Source organism: Haematobacter massiliensis (assembly GCF_000740795.1).
GTDB classification, from domain to species: Bacteria; Pseudomonadota; Alphaproteobacteria; order Rhodobacterales; family Rhodobacteraceae; genus Haematobacter; species Haematobacter massiliensis.
The window spans coordinates 426,171-447,468 of the sequence record NZ_JGYG01000001.1; the positions used below are offsets into that span (position 1 = coordinate 426,171).

A 21,298-nucleotide genomic window follows, 5' to 3' on the forward strand; every position below is an offset into this window, starting at 1 on the left:
GACAGGAGTCTTTGCCGAGAAATTTCATGGCAGATGCCCCATATTGTCGGTCAAGCACAACAGGGGTTCGCAACCATGAAAGTCATTGTTCTCGGATCAGGCGTGATTGGCGTGACATCAGCGTGGGAACTCGCGCGCGCCGGGCATGAGGTAACGGTGATCGACAGGTCTGCCGGCCCCGCGCTGGAGACGAGCTTTGCGAACGCGGGTGAGGTTTCTCCGGGCTACTCGACGCCATGGGCGGCACCGGGGATCCCGCTCAAGGCGCTGAAATGGGCCTTCCAGCGGCATGCGCCCCTGGTATTGAACCCGCTGGCGTCCCTGAAGGCGGCGGGCTGGCTTGGGCAGATGCTGTCCAACTGCACCTCCGAGGCATATGCCGTCAACAAGGGTCGCATGGTTCGTGTTGCTGAATACAGCCGCGACAGGCTTGCAGCATTGCGGCAGGAAACCGGCATTTCCTATGATGAGCGGACTCAGGGCACCTTGCAGCTCCTGCGCAGTCAGAAACAGCTCGACGGGCTTCAGAAGGATATCGAAGTGCTGCGAGAGGACGGGGTTCCCTTCGAACTCCTGAGCGCGGAGGAGTGCCTGCTGCATGAACCGGGCCTCGCCGGGTCCAAACATCTGATCGCCGGTGGCTTGCGCCTCCCGGGAGATGAAACCGGCGACTGCTTCAAGTTCACCAACCGGCTGGCGGAGATGGCGAAGGCGCTTGGCGTGACCTTTCGGCATGGCGTGACCGTCAAGGGGCTGGATAAGCAGGGTGACCGGATCGTTGGAATTCAGACCTCCGAAGGCCCCATGGTAGCGGATGCCTATGTCGTAGCGATGGGCAGCTTCTCCCCAGCGCTGGTGAAATCGCTCGGGATGAAACTGCCCGTCTATCCCCTCAAGGGATACTCGCTCACCATTCCGATCATGGATGCGGCCAGGGCGCCGGAATCGACGGTGATGGATGAGACCTACAAGGTCGCGATCACGCGGCTCGGGGATCGGATTCGCGTCGGCGGGCTGGCGGAGATTGCCGGGTTCGACACGTCCCTGAACGACCGCCGGCGCGCGACGCTGGAGAAATCGGTGGGAGATTTGTTCGGAGGGGCCGGCGACATGGCCGCCGCGACCTTCTGGGCGGGCTTGCGGCCGATGACGCCCGATGGCACCCCGGTGATCGGTCGGACGCCGGTACAGAACCTGTTTCTGAATACCGGGCACGGTACGCTCGGCTGGACGATGTCCATGGGCTCGGCTAAGGTGCTGTCCGATATCGTTTCTCGCCGACCCACGGAAATCGACGCCTCCGACCTTGGCATCTCGCGCTATGGCCGTGGCGTGACGGCCACCCGCGGCGGGCTGAAACCCGCCACGGCCTGAGCGGTCAGTAGCGGGCGAGCCGCTCCGTCAGCAGCTCAAAGAATCCCTCGGCGTCCACATCGCCGAGGAACAGCGCATTGGGCTCTCTCCTGCTCACCCCCCACCAATCGGCGACTGTCATGCCGGTGGTGAACTCTCCCTTGGTTTCGATCATCACGTTGATGAAGCGGCCCGAAAACAACTCGGGCCGGATCAGCCATGCGATGACGCAGGGGTCGTGCAACGGCGCGCCTTCTCCACCGTATTTTTCCTTGTCGAAGCGCTCGAAGAAATTCGTCCACGCTGCAACCATGCCACCGACTTCCGTCCCCAACGCGCGAAAGGCATCGACACGACGTTTGTTTGTCATGGCTTTATGCGTGACATCAAGCGGAAGCACGACGATCTTCGCACCAGATCTGAAGACTTCATCCGCCGCTTCAGGGTCGACGTAGATATTGAATTCAGCCGCGGGGGTTATATTGCCGACCTCAAAATATGCGCCCCCCATCAGAACGATTTCCTGAACCCGCTCCACAATGTCCGGCGCACGGCGAAAAGCGGTGGCGATATTGGTGAGGGGCCCCAGCGGGCAGAGCGTCACGGTCCCCGCTGGTTCGGAGCGGAGCGTGTCGATGATGAAGCCAACCGCATCCTCTCCCGCGAGGGGCATGGTGGGTTCCGGCAGTTGCGGGCCATCCAGCCCCGTCTTGCCGTGAACATGCTCTGCCGTGACGAGCGGTCGGGAAAGCGGGGCCGCTTCACCCGCAAACACCTTCACATCACGCCGTCCGGCAAGTTCACAGATGATGCGGGCATTCCGCTGTGTCAGCGGCAAAGGCACGTTCCCGGCCACAACCGTGATACCAATGACCTCCACATCCTCGGGACTGGCAAACGCGAGCAGGATGGCGACGGCATCGTCCTGCCCGGGATCGGTGTCGATGATGATCTTGCGTGGGGTCATTCTCTTTCCCTTCGGGCGATGGGCGGGCGGCAATCAGGGCAGCGACCCCGGACAGGAGGTGTGGGGCCAAGTGCCCCTTAGGTTTCAGACAGGTTCGATCTGGCTTCCCCGTCGCGCAGCATAGCAGAGCAGGTCGCGCGCATAGCCGGCGACCGAACGGAAGCAGATGACTGTCATCTCCGCGTCACCGGACTGCCAGAAGGCAGCGGCAATCTGGCCGATACGGCTGCGCCGCACCTCCCCCTGAAGGAGCGGAAGGGCGGGACTGATCTTGGCCAGAACCTCCCCGGCGCCAGCGCCGATCAGCCGGAACACGACCCGCGCGTCCGAGACATCGACGAGGAGGGCCGGCACTCCGTCGAGCGCCTCCCCCAACCTCTCGATCGTGCGCGCGAGTTCCTCCGGAGGCAGGAGCAGCAAAAGCTCATCAGGAGACATCCACAGAACTTCGCCCCGCTCCGTCACGCTCCGCCCACGCGGAGCCGGGCGCGTCAGGCCCACCCCCTCCAGCGCCGCGGCCAATGCGGCATCGTCCCGGCAACGGAGCGTCACCATTCCGAGCGGCGGGGCGTCCACAACGCTCACGTAGCCTTCGGACGCCAGATTCCCCAGCTCAGACATTCTGACGCGCTCCTTCGACATCGAGGAATACCGGGTTCACGATACGCGTCCTGACCAGGGGCGAATCCTCTGTCGGACCCTGAAACACGATCACCTCTCCCCTCCGGTCTTCGCCGCGATGGACAAGGCCAAGCGCAATGCCCCGGTCCAGCGTGGGCGAGAAATAGGCGGAGGTCACCCTGCCCTGCACCCGTCGCTGCCGGTTCGCATTCTCCGCCCCGAGCGGAGCGAGAGCCCCCTCCGGCAGCACCGAGCCATCCACCGTCTCCAGCCCGACAAGCTGCCAGCGGTCCGGGTTGTCCATGAAGCTCCGCTGCTGCGCCCGCTTGCCGATGTAATCGGCCTTCTTGCGCGAGATGGCCCAGCCCAGCCCCAGATCCTGAGGGATGACCGTGCCGTCCGTCTCATCGCCGATCATGATGAAGCCCTTCTCCGCCCGCATCACATGCAGGGCCTCGGTGCCATAGGGCGTGATCCCGTGCTCCGCGCCAGCCGCAAGAACTGCATCCCAGAGCGCCCGCGCCCGGTTTGCCGGAACCGCGATTTCGAAGGAGAGCTCGCCCGAGAAGGAGATGCGGTAGACCCGCACCGGGTGACCCGCCAACTCTCCCTCCACCCAGCCCATGAAGGGCAAAGCCTCCCTTGAGACGTCGATACCGCCCAGGGCTTCCAGCACCGCACGCGCCTTCGGCCCGACCACGGCGATCTGGCCGAATTGTTCGGTCACATTGGCGGTGAACACCTGCCAGTCCCACCATTCCGTCTGAAGCCACTCTTCCATATGTGCGTGGATGCGATCCGCGCCGCCTGTCGTGGTGTGGACGAGGAAGCTGTCCTCCGACAGGCGCGCCACCACGCCATCGTCGATCAGAAAGCCGTTTTCGTTGCAGATCAGCCCGTAGCGACATTTTCCGACCGCGAGCGACGACATCAACCCGGTATAGATCATGTCGAGGAACCGCCCGGCGTCCGGCCCGCTCACCACGATCTTGCCGAGGGTGGAGGCATCCAGCACTCCGACCCGTTCCCGCGTAGACCGGATTTCCCGCGCGACGGAGGCCGCATGATCCTCCCCCTTTCGCGGGTAGGTATAGGGGCGCCGCCATTGGCCGACCGGCTCCCAATGGGCACCATGTTCTACATGCCAGCCGTCCATGGGCGTGCGCCGCAGCGGCTGAAACAGCTCACCCCGCGCCTCGCCCGCGATGGCTCCGAACGAAATCGGCGTATAGGGGGGACGGAAAGTGGTGGTCCCGACTGCGGGGATGGGCGCGGCCAGCGCCTCCGCCAGAATGGCAAGCCCGTTGATATTCGACAGCTTCCCCTGATCAGTGGCCATGCCAAGCGTCGTATAGCGCTTGGTGTGCTCCACACTCTCATAGCCTTCCCGCGCGGCAAGCTCCACGTCGGAGACCTTCACGTCATGCTGGAAGTCGAGGAACATCTTCTCCCGCAGGGCCGGGCCCGCGGCCTCCGGCATATGCCAGAGCGGGCGGAGCGGCTTCTCCTCCGGCGATGCGGCAACCGGGAGATCAGGTTCCCCGACCTCGCGCCCCATCGCGATGGCAGCACGCCGCCCGGCAGCCGTCGCATCGGCCAGCGTCGTCTGAGCCGAGAGTGCGCCATTCGCGGCGCCTGCGGCAATGGCGACGATCTGTCCCTGGTCACCCGTGGGCGCACGCAAGGCATCGGGGCGGAACATCGCAAGCTGCCCATCCCAGAAGAGCTTGCCGCCCGCTTGGCTCCACAGATGCACGACCGGCGACCAGCCGCCAGACATCAGCACGGCATCGCAGGGGATACGCTCCCCCTCCACGCCGGTGCCGTCGATCACGCCCAGCGTTACAGAAGCCACCCGCTTGCCGCCCAGGGCGCGGACGATACCACGCCCCGTCTCCACCGGAATGCCGAGCGCCCGCGCCCTGTCCGGCAACGGGCCGATGGCGGCAGGGCGGGCATCGACGACAGCCACCACCGTCACCCCTGCCTCCGCCAGCGCGATCGCACTGCGATAGGCGTCGTCATTCGCCGTCGCGAGGATCACGCGCTGGCCCACGGCCACGCCCCAGTTCAGCAGAAAATCCCGCCCGGCAGAGGCAAGCATCACCCCCGGCAGGTCATTGCCGGCAAAGGCGATGGGCCGTTCGATCGCCCCTGTCGCCATGACCACCTGACCCGCGCGAATGCGCCAGAGCCGCTGCCGCGGCCGGCCATCGCCCGGCGTATGGTCTGCCAGCCGCTCCATCCCCACCAGATAGCCGTGATCGTAAAGCCCCGCCGCCATGGTGCGGAGGCGGAGGCTCACATTCGGCAGGGCAGAGAGCCGCGACAGCGTCGCAGCGATCCATTCGGCTGCAGGGCGGCCCTCGATCTCTTCTCCATCCACCGGCGCCCTGCCACCCCAGGTGGCGCTTTGCTCCAGCAGAAGCACGCTCGCCCCGGCTTCCCCCGCGACCAACGCGGCCTGCAATCCCGCAATTCCTCCCCCCGCGACCAACACATCCACATGGCGGTGAACATGTTCGTAGCGATCCGCATCCGGTTCTGCAGGCGGTTTGCCCAGGCCCGCCGTGTGACGGATCAGCGGCTCGAACAGTTTCTCCCAGGCGCGGCGGGGATGCATGAAGGTCTTGTAGTAAAAGCCCGCCGGAAAGAACTTCGACAGCCGCCCATTGATCGCCCCGATGTCGAAGGCGAGGCTCGGCCAGTGATTCTGACTGACAGCGGTCATTCCGTCGAAAAGCTCCGTCGTCGTGCCGCGCTGGTTCGGCTCGAAACGACCACCGCGCCCGATGCCGAACAGCCCGTTCGGCTCCTCCGCGCCCGAGGCGACAAAGCCGCGGGGCCGGTGATACTTGAAGCTCCGCCCCACCAGCACCTGCCCGTTCGCGAGCAAGGCAGAGGCCAGCGTATCGCCTGCATACCCGGCAAACGCGCGCCCGTTGAAAGTGAAGGTCATGGGCCGTGTCCGGTCGATCAGCCGGCCGCCGGTCGCGAGACGCACACTCATGCCCCAGCCTCCGCAAAGGGGGAGATCCAGTCCGGGCGGCGCTCCCTGATACGCGCGATGAGATCGGCGGGGGGGCTCTGCACCTGCGCCGGATAGGTGCCGAATACCTCCATCGTCAGGGTGTCGCGCGCGGCATTGAACCACTTGCCGCAACCATAGGCATGGCGCCACCGTTCGAAATGCACACCCCTCGGGTTCCGCCTGTTGAACAGGTAATCCTCGAAGACGGCATCTTCGGAAGCGGGGCCCTGGCGCTTCAGATGCGCCTCTCCGCCGGGGTGAAGCTCGGTCTCATCCGCGCGGAGACCGCAGTAGGGGCAGGTCAGGATCAGCATTGCCGGTCTTTCAGTGCGCGACGCCAGCGGCGACGCTTTCGTCGATGAACCGCCCCTCGCGGAAGCGGTCGAGCCCGAATTCGGCGGCCAGCGGTCCCGGCGCACCCTTGTGAATCAGTTCTGCCATTGCCCAGCCCGAGCCGGGGATCGCCTTGAACCCGCCCGTGCCCCAGCCACAGTTGACGAAGCAGTTGCCAAGCGGCGTGGCCGACAGGATGGGCGAGCGGTCGCCCGTCATGTCGACGATCCCCGCCCATTGCCGCATCATCCTGAGCCGCGAGATGATCGGGAAGGTTTCGATGAGCGCGCGAACCGTCTCCTCCACATGCTGGAAGGAGCCGCGCTGCGCATAATTCACGAAGCCGTCGGTGCCGCCGCCGATAACCAGTTCGCCCTTGTCGGACTGGCTGATGTAGCCATGCACCGTATTGGCCATCACGACCGTATCGAGAACCGGCTTGATCGGCTCCGACACCAGCGCCTGCAAGGCCAGCGACTCGATGGGAAGCCGGAAGCCCGCCATCTCCGCCAGCACACCGGAATGCCCGGCCACGACGATGCCGAGTTTGCCACAGTCGATCCGGCCCTTCGTCGTCTCCACCCCCGTCACCTGGCCGTTGGCGGAGCGGATGGCCGTCACCTCACACTGCTGGATGATGTCCATGCCCATGGCGGAGCAGGCGCGCGCATAGCCCCAGTTCACCGCATCATGCCGTGCGGTTCCACCCCTTGGCTGCCAGAGCGCGCCGAGAACCGGATAGCGTGGCCCCTCGATATTCATGATGGGCACCAGCGACTTCACCCGCTCGGGCCCGATCCATTCCGTCTCCACACTCTGCAAGCGGTTGGCCTGCACGGTCCGCAGGTAACCGCGCATCTCATGCGGGGTCTGGGCCAGCATCATCACGCCCCGGGGAGAGAACATGACATTGTAGTTCAGATCCTGGCTCAGCGTCTCATAGAGCTTGCGCGCCTTCTCGAAGATGGCGGAGGACGGATCCTGAAGGTAGTTGGACCGGATGATCGTGGTATTCCGCCCGGAATTGCCGCCTCCGAGCCAACCCTTCTCGATCACCGCGACATTCCGCACCCCGAAGTTCCGGCCCAGATAATAGGCGGTGGCAAGGCCGTGGCCCCCCGCGCCCACGATGACCACGTCATATCTCGGTTTCGGCTGCGGAGAGCGCCAAGCGCGCTCCCACCCCTTCTGGTGTCGCATCGCTTCCCTAGCGAGGGCGAAGACGGAATAGCGTTTCATCGAACGGTCGGTTCCCTGTGGTGGGGTTTCCCCTTGGGCGCTTGTGCACCGTCCGGGACTATCGGCCACGCCGCAAAGCGGCACAATCGGGAAATTTCCGACATCCGCCCTTCGGCGGCGACATGCCTTTTGGGGTCTGCGACTTATTGTGACTTTCTCGCCTGCTTTGGAGCGCCTAAATGGAGCAGGTCATGAGATCGGAGGAGCCATGCCTTTCTGGATCGCCGCGGCGACCCTCACGCTGGCCATAGCGGTCGTTCTGCTGCTTTCCCTCCGCTCCCGCCGGGAGGAAGATACGGAGCACGCCAATGTCCGCGTCTATCGCGATCAACTGCGCGAGGTGGGGCGTGACCTCGAACGTGGCACGCTGCCCGCGGCGGAAGCGGGGCGGCTGCGCACGGAGATCTCACGGCGGCTGCTGGAGGCGGACCGTGCAAAGGAACTCCCCGCCGGGCGCGGCGCGCCGGTGGTTGCCGGACTGGCGGTGATCCTGCTCCTCGCGGCTGGCTTCGGGCTTTATCTGAAGCTCGGTGCGCCGGACTATCCCGATATGCCGCTTGCCTCCCGCTATGCTGCAGCGGCGGAGTTGAAGGCGAACCGTCCGACACAGGCCCAGATGGAGGCCGCCGCCCCGCCGCTCACTCTCGACGGCGCGCAGGATGCGGCCTTTCTCGATCTGATGGAGAAACTCCGCGCCGCCGTTCACGCCAACCCCGATGATCTGCGCGGGCAGCAGCTTCTGGCGAAAAACGAAGCTGCTCTCGGCCGGTTTTCTGCCGCCGCCGTCGCGCAGTCGCAGGTTGTCGCTCTCAAAGGGAATGATGCGGCGGCAACCGACTATGTCGATCTCGCCGACTATCTGATCCTCGCTGCTGGCGGCGGTGTGTCGTCGGAAGCGGAAGCCGCGCTGACGGAAACCTTGCGCCGCGATCCACAGAATGCCGAGGCGCGTTTCTACAGCGGGCTGTTGCTGGCGCAGACCGGACGTCCGGACCTCGCTTTCCGCCTGTGGGCCGATCTGCTGGAAACCAGCCCTCCGGGCAGTCCGTGGATACCGGCGATCCGGCAGGACTTGCCGCGCCTCGCCCTGCTTGCCGGCGTCGACTACACTCTTCCCCCGGAAGCGGCGCCCCCTATCGCGGGGCCCTCCGCGGCAGACATATCGGCGGGGGACGACATGACGCCGCAGGATCGCGACGCGATGGTGCGCGGCATGGTCGACCGTCTGTCGGACCGCCTCTCCCGCGAGGGTGGGCCGCCGGAAGATTGGGCACGGCTGATTTTCTCGCTCGGCGTACTCGGGGAAGTCGAGAAAGCCGCCGCTGTCTGGGCGGAAGCGCAGGAAGTGTTCGCAGGGCGCGACTCCGCCCTTGCCCCCATCCGCGATGCGGCCGAAAAGGCGGGCGTAACCGAATTGTGAGGCGCCATGGTCTACGACGACATTGCGGATTTTGCCGCTGCCCTCGCTCCGGTGCGCGGCATCGCCGGGCTGGATCTCGGCGAGAAGACCATCGGGGTCGCGGTATCCGACATCCTGATGGGTGTCGCCACGCCGCTTGAAACGGTCCGCCGGTCGAAGTTCAGCGCGGACGCGGCTCGACTGCTGGACATCGCCAAGGGGCGTTCGCTGGGTGGTTTCCTGCTTGGCCTGCCAAAGAACATGGACGGCAGCGAAGGCCCGCGCGCCCAATCCACCCGTGCCTTCGCCCGCAATCTTTCCCGCCTGACGGACCTGCCCATCGGCTTCTGGGACGAGCGTCTATCCACCGTCGCAGCGGAGCGGGCCCTCCTGGAGGCCGATACGTCACGTAAGCGGCGGGGGGAGCTTATCGACAACGTCGCCGCTGCCTATATCCTTCAGGGTGCGCTGGACCGGATGCGCTACATGAAGGAGGAGCGGAAGGATGCGGATTGAACGGGGGATCGAAACACCCTGCGTCAAGGTCTGCCAGATCGACCCGAAGGAGCGGATCTGCACCGGATGCTTCCGCACCACGATGGAGATCGGCATGTGGACCCGCATGAGCGCCGAGGAACGGGCGGAGATCATGGCAGACCTCCCCTCCCGCGCTGGACGGGTCAGCCGCCGGGGCCGTCGCTCCGCTTAAGCGGATCACCGCGCTGCCTCCTCACCACCGCGCAACGACGACCTCACGCAGTGGGATTTACGCTGTCATCGGTCCTGATCGAACGGCAATAAAGCCGGCCGCGACGGGATGCAGCTGCATAACCACCACCGAACAAATTCACGCCGACTTGAAGCTTCCCGTCGAAATCGCCGGACGCTGAACGCGACCAAGCGGATCGGTGTGTAAACCTTCCTCGGGGCGTTCGTGGCAACTGCAAGCCTCTTTGGCATATACTCGTGAAACACGTCATTCGATGATGACGACCGCGGAATTCAAGCAGACTTGTCGGAAACCGGACTCACTCAGTCACTGCCTGAGGGCCCCAAGCGATTCTGTGGATGGGAGGCGATCTAGCGCCTGATCCATCAATCTTGCTACCACCGGCGCAATGAGATCACTGCTGAGCGGGGGTCGCCCGCCGGAATGGCCGATACATCCGGCGGGAGCTAGCCCCATAAGCGCTCTCGGAATGGTTGTCAGTGCCGCCGCCTTGCCGTCAGGGAAATCGCGCCGATACCCGCAAGCAGTAGCGGGAGTGCGGCGGGCAACGGTACCGGCGCGGGTGGATCTGGCGGGAGATAGCTTCCCTGCGCCGGTCTCAGATGAATTTCGCTGTTGAGCGTCGCCCTGCCCGCGATCAGCGTTCCTTCCACCGGGTTCGTGACGATGACATGGGTCAGGGGCGCCAGCACGGAGCCCACGATCCCCTGAAGGGTCAGGTCTGTCGCGCCTGTGAAATTCCACAGCACATGCTCAGCCGCCCCTGTTCCACCAAGCGGATTGGCGAGGAAACTTCCGGTCCCTGTCCCCGTCACATTGATCAGGATGCTTTCCCCCACGCCCAGCCGGGAGAAATCCACCTGTCCCAATGCAGATACCTGAGCCAGCGTCATTTCATACAGGGTCAGACCCGCCAGGCCGCTGCCGAGATACGCCGTGTTTCCGGTGATGGTGACTGCATCGCCGCCAAGCGCGCCAAAAGACAGCGAAGCGTCGACCACCGTCTGTTCCATGAATGCCGGGAACAGGTCGGAGAAGCCCGGGGCTGCCGAAGCACCCGATGTGACCGCACCCCCTTGAACCTGCGTGGCGACACCCCCGATGCGGGCCGTGCCGCCTCCGTTCAGATTGATGCCCGAGGCATTGCCACCGACCACGACGTTGCCACCGTTGTTTACCTGCACGGTGCCGGTCAGCGTTCCCCGCACAGTCAGCGCCGCATGGTCCGACGGGGCCTGCGGGGCACGGGAACCGCCGATCCAGTAGTTCGATGTTCCGCTCAGATTGCCGCCAACGTAGGTCCGCCCCTCGACCTCACTGCTGTTGGTCGCGTCGCCAAGCACGACGAGATTGAACTGCTGCAGGATGTCCTGAAAGTTCAACGGCGCGGCGGCGACCGGGCTGGAGACCAGCACCGCCAGCGCCGTTAATCTGCAAATCCTTGACATGATGAAACCCTTTACCGACTCTATGCGCCGGTATAGCGGATCACCAGTTTTATATAATTATAAAAGTTTACAATTGGTTAACCGATGCGGTCGCCGTGCTCACCGGTGTCAAACGGCTTTCCCCAAGGGCGCCGATTTCCTCCAGGATAGGATAAGCGACAGAGGCAAGATGCGCATTCACGCGCTTCAGATCACGCAGCAGGTCAAGGTGGATCGTGCTCGTTTCGATCGTTTCGACACGCCCCGCACGAAGCCGCGCAAGATGGCGCTCAGCCGAGCCTGCCTCGATCTTGCGCGCCATCACCTTGCCATTGATGAGTTGGCGCGCAAGGTCCGCGTCTCGCGACAGGAAGATCGCCTGTGCGAGCCGCAAGTTCTCTCGCGTATGGGCAAAGAAGCGCGAAAGCTCGTCGAGCCCTTCGGGTGAGAGTGTCAGCCGCTTTCGGATGCGCTTGGCCGCGATCTCCGCCAACCCGCTTTCGACAATATCGCCCACATGTTCGAGATTGATGGCATAGGAAATGATCTCGCTCGCCCGATGGCTGTCCGCTGCATCCATCTCCTGCTGACCCAGTCGGGAGACATAGAGCTTGATCGCTTCATGCAGGCGGTCCACCTCCCGCTCGAGGCGCGCGACCTCCTGTACCGCCATCTCGTCGCCCGTGCGGAGGGATTGTTCGGAGCGGTCGAGCATCTGACCGACCAGATCGCCGAGGCTCAGCGCTTCGCGGGCTGCGACGGCAAGCGCCAGACCCGGGGTGGCGAGCAGACTGTCATCGAGATAGCTGGGCGCTCCCTCCGTCCCTGCACCCTCAGGGAGAAGCCGTTCCGCCAACCGCCCCATCGGAGCAATGAGCGGCAGAAACACGAGCAGCAACGTAAGATTGAAAAGCACATGCAGACCGACCGCCAGCATTCCCTGTGACAGGTGCGGCTCCAGCAAGGCGGCAATGTCATCCGCAAAAAGCGTGGCGGCTGCCGCTCCGGCGGCGCGAACCAGCAGGTTGGACAATGCCAGGCGCCGCGCTGCTACGCCGTCGCCTGCGACGGCCAGATAGGCGGGAATTGCACCACCGAGATTGGCACCAGCCACGAGACAGACAACCAGCGATGGTGAAATCGCTCCGGCCTCCGCCAGCGCCATGACGAGAAATACCACCGCGAGGCTGGACGACCCCAGAACGGCAAGCCCGGCAGCCAGCAGCACCGCGAAGACCGGAGCATCGTCGAGCGATGCCATGACGACCGTGAGGGTCGCGGAATGGCGAAGTGGTTCCGTCACCTCTCCCAGCAGCCGGAGTGCGAGCAGCATCAGTCCAAGGCCGAGCAAGCTCCTGCCCATGGCCTGCACCCTGCTGATGCGCGAAGGGGTGGAAAGCACTACGCCCACGGCGATCAGCGCACTGCCCAGCCAGTGAATATCGCGGGAGAGGATCAGCGCGACGACAGCAGTGCCCAGATTTGCTCCCAGCATCACCGCCTGTGCCATCCGCGGGTCCAGAATGTCACGTGCGACGAAGGAACCCGTCATGGCCGCCGTCGCCGTGCTGGACTGCAGGCCCAGCGTGGCAAGGAACCCCCAGAACGCGGCCGCCACGCGGTTGCGTGTGCCGCGCGCGATCCACTGCCGCAAGGTTGCTCCGAAGGCACGAAGCACACCAACCTTGATGAGGCGCAGTCCAAGCAGCAGAAGTGCCGCCGCGCCGATCAGGTCGATGAGCTGAACAGTTGGATCAGACGTTGGCACCATGGCGCAAGCCTCCCGGTCAGCGGGCCTGCAACGGTCCGTGTCAGACCCTCAGAGTTGCAGCATTCCATGGAGCTTGCAAGGATTGTAACAGTTTTACGACACTTCAGCCCTATCACGCACTACCGACGAAGCGGAACGCACGCTGTATTTCGAAAAAATCCTTCGCGATGAAACGGATACTGCGCGGTCCCGTCTGCTCAACCCCGGGGTACCAGCTGCCGCGATAGGCATCGCCGGCGGTGGAGAATTCGATGACCATCTCATAATCCGCGGCGAGAGCAGGCAGGGCGGCACGAAAATCACCGCGAAGAACCTTTTCCACGCCCGCCCGGATACGACGTACCGCTTCCGCAGGGGTGAGTGAAACCGTCGCGTTGCCGTAGCCCTGCCCGGTCGTCAGCGTCGCAATGCCGGGCACCAGACCCGCTGCATCGGAGCAGATGCCGGCATCTCCCGACAGAAAGGCCGATGGAACGCCATAACGCGCGGCGCAAAGACTGTTCATCGTGAATTCGGACGCAACCTCACCGTTGATGAGCAGACGCCCGATGCGTGCGTTCATCGTATGCGCCAGCGGGTTCGTGTCGCTCCCCGCTTTCGCATGATAGCCGGTGTAGATCGCGGCATCGAAACTGCTGTCGATGCCGAACATCATCGAGTCGGGGTGACCGCTCCATCCCCTGATGACGCGGATACCCTCGGGCAGCTGGTCGAGGATCAGGTTGCGCGCGCTTTCATGCGCATCCTTCACCACGATCTCGGTCGCTCCTGCGGCGCGCGCGCCTTCGCAGGCAGCAGCGACCTCCGCTGTCATGTAGTGCTGGAACTGGCGATAGTCGGGATGAGCGCGTTCCAGTTCGTCCCACGCGGTGATCCCCGCGGTGCCTTCCATGTCCGCGCTGATGAAAACCTTCATGCGTCCTCTCCCGTTCCGCGCCGCCGTCATCCGGAGGCCCCGCCGCAAGGGGAAGCCATGCCGAATGAGGCGCGTCAAGAGGTCTGGTCGGTGGGCCCTCTCAGTTGGCGCTGAGGCTCTGCAGATAGGCGACGATATCCGCACGCTCTTCGGGCTTCTTGACGCCCGCGAAGGCCATCTTGGTGCCCGCCACCATTGCCTTTGGGTCGGCGATGAAATGGTCGATCTCCTCCGGCGTCCAGACGTGGCCCTCTTCACCCAGCTTCTTCATCGCATCGGAATAGGTAAATCCCTCAAGCGAGGCGGTCTTCCGCCCGACAATGTCATGAAGGTTCGGGCCGGCCTTGTTCGGCGCGCCCGCCTCTACCGCGTGGCAGATCGCGCATTTGCGAAAGGATTTTTCGCCCTTCGCGGGGTCACCCTCGGCAAGCGCGGGCAGTGTGCCCACCGCGAGCACAACAGCGGCGAGCGACGCGGGAACGGATTTGGTCAGACGAAACATGGCTTCTCCTCCATTAGCCAGAGTTTGGCGAGTTCGCGCCTGCGTTCTGACGGGTAATCCTGCCAGAGCACATCCGCTTCTCCATAGCCGACCCGCCTGCGGAACGGGAGTGGTCCAATCCACCGCCGGAGCGATCTTTGCATTCTCGACCGAGCCTCCCACCAGACACCTCAATAGAGGACGACCGGACGTATAGACTTACCTGCCCTCATCAGATCGAACCCGGCATTGATCTCGTCAAGGGTCAGGTAATGGGTGATCATCGGGTCAAGCTGAATCCTGCCTTCCATGTACAACTCGACGATCCGCGGCACATCTGTGCGGCCCCGCGTGCTTCCAAAGGTGGAGCCTTTCCACATTCTGCCGGCGACCAGCTGAAACGAACGGGCCTGCGTCTCCGCCCCGGCGGGAGCCACGCCGGTCACGACGCACACCCCCCAGCCCCGATGGGTACATTCGAGTGCGTCCCGCATCACCTTGGCATCGCCGGTACAGTCGAAGGAGTAGTCCGCCCCGCCAATCTGATCGAACTGGGTCTTGGTCATCTTGACGATATGCTGGACCAGGGAGCCTTCGATGTTCAGCGGATTGACGAAATGCGTCATACCGAAGCGCTCTCCCCAGCGTTGCCTGTCGTCGTCGGGGTCAACGCCTATGATCATCTCGGCCCCCGCAAGCTTCAGCCCCTGAATGACGTTCAGGCCGATCCCTCCCAACCCGAACACCACCGCCTTGGAGCCGATCTCCACTTTCGCCGTATTGATCACCGCACCCACTCCCGTGGTGACGCAGCCGATCTGGCAGATTTTTTCAAACGGCGCGTCCTGACGAACCTTGGCCAGCGCCATCTCCGGCAGGACAGTATGGTTGGCGAAGGTCGAGCAGCCCATGCAGTGCAGGATTGGCGTCCCATTGCGCATGGTGAACCGGGTCGTCCTATCCGGCATCACCTTTTGCTCTTGCGTGACGCGGATCGCCCTCTGGATGTTCGCCTTCCGGCTGAGACTACAGGAACATCGCCGGCATTCGGGCGTATAGAGCGGAATGACGTGATCGCCCGGTTTCAGCGTCGTCACCCCTTGCCCGACCTCCAGCACGACACCGGCACCCTCGTGCCCGAGAATGACCGGAAAGAGACCCTCGGAATCAGCCGCTGATATGGTGAACTCGTCGCTATGGGAGACGCCGCTAGCCTTGATCTCCACCAGAACCTCACCTGTCGTCGGGCCTTCGAGGTTCACGTCCATCACCTCAAGCGGCTTACCGGCTTCCAGGGCGACGGCAGCACGCGTGCGCATCGAAATCTCCATCTCGCCTGCCCGGAATGCAGGCCCCGCAGCGGGGCGTCGGCGCACATGTCCGCGCCGACGCCCTGAAACCCGTCATCAGGCGGCAGCAAGAACCCCGCTTTTCTTGGCCACAACGGTCGCGATCGCGTCCATAAGCGGCGGCGAGAGGCAGTCATAGGGCTCCAGTTTCAGTTCGCGCAGGCGGCCCCGGATACCGTCCATCCGGGTGGGAGAGACGCCGGATTCGATCACCGAAGAGACGAAGGCGGCGAATTCGGGTGCGGCCCAGCCCTCCTCTGCGGACAGTTCGGTATGAACAAAGTCCAGGCCGTGGAAGGGATGATCGGTCGACTCGATCCGCCCGTACATATGCACGCCGCAATCCTTGCAAGCATGACGCTGGATGGGCGCCTGCTCATTGACGATTTTCAGCTTGTCCGCGTTCTTCGTTACTTGCACATGCTCCCGCGGGACCACCGCAATCTGAGCGAAGGTCGCGCCGTCCGGCTTCCAGCATTTTGTGCAGCCGCAGACATGGTTATGCGCCGTCTGATGCGAAACCTTCACCTCGACAGGGTTGGTGGCGCAGTGGCATTTCAGCGTTCCGCCTGCAAAATCCGCTTTCCCAGGGTGAACGCCTCGATCCACCGCCGGATGAATCTCTACATTCTCGTAAGCCATGGAATACCCTCCCTTGCTTCGGCGGCCAGCAAGCCTCAACCGAGCACGCAGGGACTCTGCGCAGAGGGCGCATGCGAAACAATTCAGCAAAAGGGTGGAGAAGCGGTTACACCCTTCTCTGGGCAACCGGCAGAAGGGAAACTTCCTCTTTCAGCACCGGGCATTGAGGTGGCGGTTGCAGATTGCCTTGTGAGACCCATCGCTTGCCGGAACATCGCGCCACCACAGGCCGTGGCTTGCGGATGGCGAAGATGATGCCGCCTGATCCCTCGGCTGTCATTCACCCCGGTGGACGCCTTGCGACACTGGAAACGGCGATATCGCCGCACGGACATCGGAAAGCAGGATCATCTCGCTCGCACCGCCTCGGCGCCACCAGTGATTTGCCGCACCCGCTGGCAATTAAGGAGGCCAGAACCTGTAACACACTTGAGGGGTGAGACCGGCGCGGCCCTCGGCAGGAGCAATGCGCCGCCGCGTCTTGATATACCAAGCATTTCCAATGAATTGGAGCGGGCGATGGGAATCGAACCCACGACATTCAGCTTGGGAAGCTGACGTTCTACCTCTGAACTACACCCGCGCGCGGATCGTGTAACATTCTCTCCCCTTGCTGCGCAAGGGGCGATGGCTGGCCTAGGCCCCGGAAGCGGTGTTCGCGTCACCTCTCATCAGCGATGACCTTGCCGTCATTCGGCAGCGTTCCTGGGGGGACGATGCGCACCACGCCCTTCAGCTTGGTCACTTCGGCGAGCTTCGCTCCCAAGGGATCAGCGGCGGCGGCGGCGGCATGTTCTGCCCACAATTCCATCCTGTCCTGCTCGCCTTCCCGTTTGACCACGAGCCGCACCTTGCCTGTTCCTGCCACGGAGCGGGCGACGGCAGCCACCTGCTCCGGCCGGACGAACATGCCCTTCACCTTTGTCGCCTGATCCGCGCGACCGAGCCAGCCACGGATCCGCCGGTTGGTCCTGCCATCATCCGATGGACCGCTCAGGATCGCAGACAAATCACCGGTGGCAAAGCGGAAGAGCGGATAGTCGGGGGAAAGTCTGGTCACCACCACTTCGCCCACCTCTCCGTCCGGCACAGGCTCTCCCGTGCCGGGGCGCACGATCTCCAGCAGCACCCCTTCGTTCACCACCATGCCCGGCCCATCGCCCTCATAGGCGACGATCCCCAAGTCGGCGGTTCCGTAACATTGGCGCACCTGTACGCCCCGCCCCGCAAGCTCCAGCCGAAGGGATTCGGGCAGCGCCGCGCCGGAGACGAGCGCCAGGCGAAGCGAACTCGTATCGGTCCCCTGCTCTGCTCCCTTGTCGAGAATGATCTTGAGGAAATCCGGGGTTCCCACATAGCCGCTCGGCTGGAATTGCTCGATGGCGATGAGTTGATCCGCGGTGTTGCCGGGGCCGGTCGGGATCACCGCGCAGCCGATCGCCTCGGCGCCGCTTTCGAACATGAAGGCGGCGGGTGTCAGGTGATAGGAGAAGGTGTTGAGCACCACGTCGCCCTGCCGCAGCCCCGCCGCGTGAAGTGCCCGCGCGGCACCCCACCAGTCCGGCCCCTTGCCCTCAGGGTCGAAGATCGGACCGGGAGAGATGAAAAGCCGCCGAAGCTGCCCCCGCTCGGTTGCGGTGAGACCGCCAAACGGGGGAGCGGCCTTCTGCATCGCAGAAAGGTCGGACTTCCGAAGAACCGGGAGGGCTGACAAACCGGCCCAGTCATCCACCCGCTCGGGGCTGTCCTTCAGGCGATCCGCCCAATAGGGCTGCTCCGCCCGCGCGCGGGCCAGCGCCGCATTCAGCCGTGTGAACAGAACCTTGTCGCGTGCGAAAGGGTCCAGGGTTTCCGCCTGGTCGTAGGGTTCGCCCATGGCGCTCTCCTTCAAGCCAACCAGCGTTTGCGCCGGCGATAGTGCTTCACGTTGCGATAATCGACCTTGCCCGCCCCGCCGAGGTAGAAGTCCTGCACGTCCGGGTTGCTTTTCAGCACTTCCGCTGCACCCGACATCACCACCTGACCGTTCTCTATGAGATAGGCCCGACCTACCACATCCAGCGTCGCGGCCGCGTTCTGTTCCACCAGCAGCACGGAGAGCCCTTGCTCTTCATTGATCTTGCGGATGATGGCGAAGATCTCCTGTACCAGAAGCGGCGAGAGGCCGAGCGAAGGCTCATCCAGCATGACGAGCTTCGGCTCCGTCATGAGCGCGCGCCCAATGGCGAGCATCTGCTGCTCCCCGCCCGAAAGATATCCGGCCTTCGACCGAATACGCTCCTTCAGGCGGGGGAAATATTCGTAGACCTGTTCGCGGAGTTCGTTGTAACGGGCGGAATTGCCGCCGCGATAGGCGGCGATCAGGTTTTCGTCCGGCGTGAGATGGCCGAAGATTCGCCGCCCTTCCAGCACATGCACCAGGCCGTCGGCCACCCGTTCTGGCGGCCCCATCTTCAGCAGATCCCGCTCCCCGAAGCGGATCGTACCGCGTGTGACAAGTCCGCGCTCCGGCCCGAGCAGGCCGGAGATTGCCTTCAGCGTGGTCGACTTCCCCGCGCCGTTGGAGCCGAGAAGGGCGACCACCTCGCCCTCCCCGACTTCCAGGGACACGCCCTTGATGGCGAGGAACACCTTGTCATAGATCACCTCGACATTCTCGAGGACGAGCCCCGGCATGGATCAGTTCCCCGCCTTGTATTTGGCAGCCGAACTCTCGATCTCCGCCCGCACGACATCCTGATAGGCGGCGTGCCAGTCGGACACCGGCACCCAGGCGGAACCGTCCCATTCGGAAACCCGGCCTGCACCGCCGCCCTGATGATCGGTCGCCGTAATGGTGATCGGCGGCATCAGCCCCTCGGCATCGAAATCGGCGATCTTCTCGAACCCGGCTTTCAGCTTCTCACCCGTCAGCGGGCCACCACCATCGGCAAGTGCCAGCCGCGCCGCCTCCACCGCCACAGCCATCGTGGCGACACCGAGGTTGTAATAGCTGGTGCCGACGTTGGCTTTCTCGCCCGCGCCGTGGCCCGCATCGATCACCTTGGCCTGAATGCGCTCCAGGATGGGGTTGTCCATGCCGGAAGCCGTCGCCTCGAACCGCTTGACGCCCTTCATCTGAGCCGCGCCCACATTGGCGGCATCCGTCTCCGCCAGCCAGATGACGGAATAGATGCTGTTGGGATCGATGCCGTTCTGGATCGCCGTACGGACGGAGACCGCCTGCCCCCCGCCGGCGCCCCAGATCATCACGTAATCCGGGCGGTAGCGCCGCACCTCAGACCATGCGGCGGACTGTTCGTTGCCCGGGCTGGCATAGGGGAAGGCCTTGAACTCGAACTTCTCCTTCTCGGCCAGATCGTTCAGGATCGGCAACGGCTCTCGTCCGAAGGGGCTGTCGATATGCACGATAGCGATCTTCTTGCCCTCAAGCCCGCCGTTCGACTTCATGTACTCGACAAGGTTCGCCGCCTGGGACCAGTAGGTTGCCATCATCGGGAACACGTAGGGAAAGACCGTTCCTTCCGATGCATCGCCCCGGCCGTGGACCGGAGTGATCAGCACTACCTTGTCCTTGTTCACGCTGTCGATCATCGCGGCGGAAACCGGGGTGGACAGGAAATCGAAGAGGATCGCGCCTTCGTCCCGCGCACGGTTGTAGGCTTCGATGCCCCTTTGCGGCTGGTTGCCGGTATCGCGAATGATGGCCTCGAACCTGGTGCCGTCGAGACCGCCTTCCTCGTTCACCAGCGTCAGGTAATCGCGCTGCCCCTGATTGTACTGGCCGGTGACAAAGGTGTAGACGGCGGTGAAATCCTGAAGCAGGCCGATCTTCACGTCATCCGCCCGCGCCGGCCCGCCAATGGCCAGACCCGCGAGAACCACGGCGGTCATAGCGCCGCTGCGCATCCATTTCAGTCCCATGTTTCCTCCCATTTTCCCGGCTCCTCCTTCCGGTCAACTCGTCAGCTCCTGGCGTGGCGGAATGGCCAGACCAGGAAATACTTGCGGATGTTGTCGTAGATCTTTGCCAGCCCCAGCGGCTCGAACAGCAGAAATCCGATAATCATCGCGCCATAGATCATGAGCGGCAGATGCGAGATGAAGTTCTGGCTGACCGGAACCCACCCCGCCCCTGCCAGAGCGGCGATGGCATTCGTCAGCACGATGGGCGCAAGCAGCACGAAACCCGCCCCCAGATACGACCCGATGACAGAGCCGAGACCTCCGACCAGCACCATCGCGACGAGCTGGATGGAAACGTTGAAGCCGAACTGTTCCGGGGTCACGGCGCGATAATAGCAGAAGGCCAGAATGGCCCCGGTCACCCCGCCCATGAAGGAGGAGGTGAAGAACGCCATCAGCTTGTAGCGGAAGGGATCGACTCCGATGACGGCCGCCGCGAAATCCTTGTCGCGGATCGCCACCAATGCACGCCCGAAGCTCGTCCGTTTCACGTTGAGGAAGAACAGGGTCATCAGGACCACCCAGCCGAGCGCAAGCCAGTAGCGGGAGGCGAGGCTTTCGATGGGCATGAACAGGAAGCGGACCTCCGGCGTGCGGAGCGTGGCATGAGCGCCGCCGGAAATGGCGGGCACGTTCACGATCACCCAGTCCACCAGATACTGCATCGCGAGCGTCGCCATGACGAGGTAAAGCCCCTTCACCCGCAGCGCTGCCGCCCCGAACACCGTGCCGATCACGGCGGCGACAATCCCTGCGGCCAGCAGCGCGATCTCGAACGGAACTCCGGCCCGAACGATGTGGATCGCCGCATAGGCCCCGATCGCCATGACCGCCGCAAAGCCGAAGTGCAGTTGCCCTGCCAGCCCCATCAACAGCGTGAGCGAGAGTGCCGCCGCGCTCCAGATCACCCAGGGCAGCATATAGGAGCCAAGGTACAGGTCCGACAGATACAGTGGTGCCGCCAGCGCCAATAGCAGCAGAAGGATGACGATGGTCCTGTCCGCAGGCACGGGCCAGAGCGCGCGGGCACTTTCGTAGCGGCTGTGATGGACGCCGGAGAGACGGTAATACAT

The 21,298-nt window shown here is 63.9% G+C and carries 19 protein-coding genes and 1 tRNA gene; 4 read left to right on the top strand and 16 right to left on the bottom strand.

The genetic code is table 11. The features are described from left to right. Positions 1–75 precede the first annotated feature (75 nt). Positions 76–1,374, top strand: coding sequence for a D-amino acid dehydrogenase (locus tag CN97_RS02060; RefSeq protein WP_035706973.1), 1,299 nt, complete (start codon positions 76–78; stop codon positions 1,372–1,374). A 4-nt stretch (positions 1,375–1,378) separates the two neighbouring features. Here the strand turns inward: CN97_RS02060 and CN97_RS02065 are convergent, their stop codons facing one another. The 5 genes from CN97_RS02065 to CN97_RS02085 all read right to left on the bottom strand — a co-directional run bounded on the left by CN97_RS02065 (position 1,379) and on the right by CN97_RS02085 (position 7,544). Next, positions 1,379–2,320: a nucleoside hydrolase gene (locus CN97_RS02065; protein ID WP_035706290.1), complete on the bottom strand. Its 942-nt coding sequence runs from the start codon at positions 2,318–2,320 to the stop codon at positions 1,379–1,381. A gap of 84 nt (positions 2,321–2,404) precedes the next feature. After that, the gene (locus CN97_RS02070; RefSeq protein WP_051910899.1) at positions 2,405–2,941 is read right to left on the bottom strand and encodes a sarcosine oxidase subunit gamma; all 537 of its coding nucleotides are present in this window, start codon (positions 2,939–2,941) and stop codon (positions 2,405–2,407) included. Next, positions 2,934–5,951 carry a sarcosine oxidase subunit alpha family protein gene (locus CN97_RS02075; protein WP_035706296.1) on the bottom strand — a complete coding sequence of 1,006 codons (3,018 nt, stop codon included), beginning with the start codon at positions 5,949–5,951 and terminating at the stop codon, positions 2,934–2,936. Before CN97_RS02075 ends, CN97_RS02070 begins: the two co-directional genes overlap by 8 nt. After that, the gene (locus tag CN97_RS02080; protein ID WP_035706299.1) at positions 5,948–6,286 is read right to left on the bottom strand and encodes a sarcosine oxidase subunit delta; all 339 of its coding nucleotides are present in this window, start codon (positions 6,284–6,286) and stop codon (positions 5,948–5,950) included. Before CN97_RS02080 ends, CN97_RS02075 begins: the two co-directional genes overlap by 4 nt. Before the next feature lie 10 nt (positions 6,287–6,296). Continuing rightward, positions 6,297–7,544 (bottom strand): sarcosine oxidase subunit beta family protein, encoded by a 1,248-nt coding sequence (locus tag CN97_RS02085; RefSeq protein WP_035706302.1) that lies wholly within the window; start codon positions 7,542–7,544, stop codon positions 6,297–6,299. Positions 7,545–7,752: 208 nt separating this feature from the next. Between CN97_RS02085 and ccmI the strand changes: the two genes are divergently transcribed. From ccmI to CN97_RS02100, 3 genes are read left to right on the top strand one after another with little or no spacing between them, the layout of a single operon-like run. Beyond that, the gene (gene ccmI, locus CN97_RS02090) at positions 7,753–8,964 is read left to right on the top strand and encodes a c-type cytochrome biogenesis protein CcmI (protein WP_035706306.1); all 1,212 of its coding nucleotides are present in this window, start codon (positions 7,753–7,755) and stop codon (positions 8,962–8,964) included. A gap of 6 nt (positions 8,965–8,970) precedes the next feature. Next, the gene (gene ruvX, locus CN97_RS02095; protein WP_035706309.1) at positions 8,971–9,459 is read left to right on the top strand and encodes a Holliday junction resolvase RuvX; all 489 of its coding nucleotides are present in this window, start codon (positions 8,971–8,973) and stop codon (positions 9,457–9,459) included. Continuing rightward, complete coding sequence (locus CN97_RS02100) at positions 9,449–9,652, top strand: DUF1289 domain-containing protein (protein WP_035706312.1); 204 nt, start codon at positions 9,449–9,451, stop codon at positions 9,650–9,652. The genes ruvX and CN97_RS02100 overlap by 11 nt, the downstream gene beginning before the upstream one ends. 497 nt (positions 9,653–10,149) lie before the next feature. On the opposite strand, the gene CN97_RS02105 is transcribed toward CN97_RS02100, so the two are convergent. The 11 genes from CN97_RS02105 to CN97_RS02155 all read right to left on the bottom strand — a co-directional run bounded on the left by CN97_RS02105 (position 10,150) and on the right by CN97_RS02155 (position 21,298). Then, positions 10,150–11,121 (bottom strand): collagen-binding domain-containing protein, encoded by a 972-nt coding sequence (locus CN97_RS02105; RefSeq protein WP_084683967.1) that lies wholly within the window; start codon positions 11,119–11,121, stop codon positions 10,150–10,152. A gap of 67 nt (positions 11,122–11,188) precedes the next feature. Beyond that, positions 11,189–12,871, bottom strand: a complete 1,683-nt coding sequence (locus CN97_RS02110) for a Na/Pi cotransporter family protein (RefSeq protein ID WP_035706317.1) — start codon at positions 12,869–12,871, stop codon at positions 11,189–11,191. Positions 12,872–12,983: 112 nt separating this feature from the next. Continuing rightward, positions 12,984–13,787, bottom strand: coding sequence for a M55 family metallopeptidase (locus CN97_RS02115; RefSeq protein WP_035706319.1), 804 nt, complete (start codon positions 13,785–13,787; stop codon positions 12,984–12,986). Positions 13,788–13,887: 100 nt separating this feature from the next. Further along, the gene (locus CN97_RS02120) at positions 13,888–14,289 is read right to left on the bottom strand and encodes a c-type cytochrome (protein WP_035706320.1); all 402 of its coding nucleotides are present in this window, start codon (positions 14,287–14,289) and stop codon (positions 13,888–13,890) included. Positions 14,290–14,459: 170 nt separating this feature from the next. After that, positions 14,460–15,587, bottom strand: coding sequence for a zinc-binding dehydrogenase (locus tag CN97_RS02125; protein ID WP_035706322.1), 1,128 nt, complete (start codon positions 15,585–15,587; stop codon positions 14,460–14,462). 87 nt (positions 15,588–15,674) lie between these two features. Next, complete coding sequence (gene gfa / locus CN97_RS02130; protein WP_035706325.1) at positions 15,675–16,259, bottom strand: S-(hydroxymethyl)glutathione synthase; 585 nt, start codon at positions 16,257–16,259, stop codon at positions 15,675–15,677. Positions 16,260–16,767: 508 nt separating this feature from the next. Next, positions 16,768–16,842 (bottom strand) — tRNA-Gly (locus CN97_RS02135). Positions 16,843–16,920: 78 nt separating this feature from the next. After that, positions 16,921–18,135: a phenylacetate--CoA ligase family protein gene (locus CN97_RS02140; RefSeq protein WP_035706327.1), complete on the bottom strand. Its 1,215-nt coding sequence runs from the start codon at positions 18,133–18,135 to the stop codon at positions 16,921–16,923. Positions 18,136–18,146: 11 nt separating this feature from the next. Next, a complete protein-coding gene (locus CN97_RS02145; protein ID WP_035706330.1) occupies positions 18,147–18,935 on the bottom strand; it encodes an ABC transporter ATP-binding protein in 789 nt (262 codons plus the stop codon). Positions 18,936–18,938: 3 nt separating this feature from the next. Continuing rightward, positions 18,939–20,195, bottom strand: coding sequence for an ABC transporter substrate-binding protein (locus tag CN97_RS02150; protein ID WP_211253653.1), 1,257 nt, complete (start codon positions 20,193–20,195; stop codon positions 18,939–18,941). A 29-nt stretch (positions 20,196–20,224) separates the two neighbouring features. Next, positions 20,225–21,298, bottom strand: a complete 1,074-nt coding sequence (locus CN97_RS02155) for a branched-chain amino acid ABC transporter permease (protein WP_035706333.1) — start codon at positions 21,296–21,298, stop codon at positions 20,225–20,227.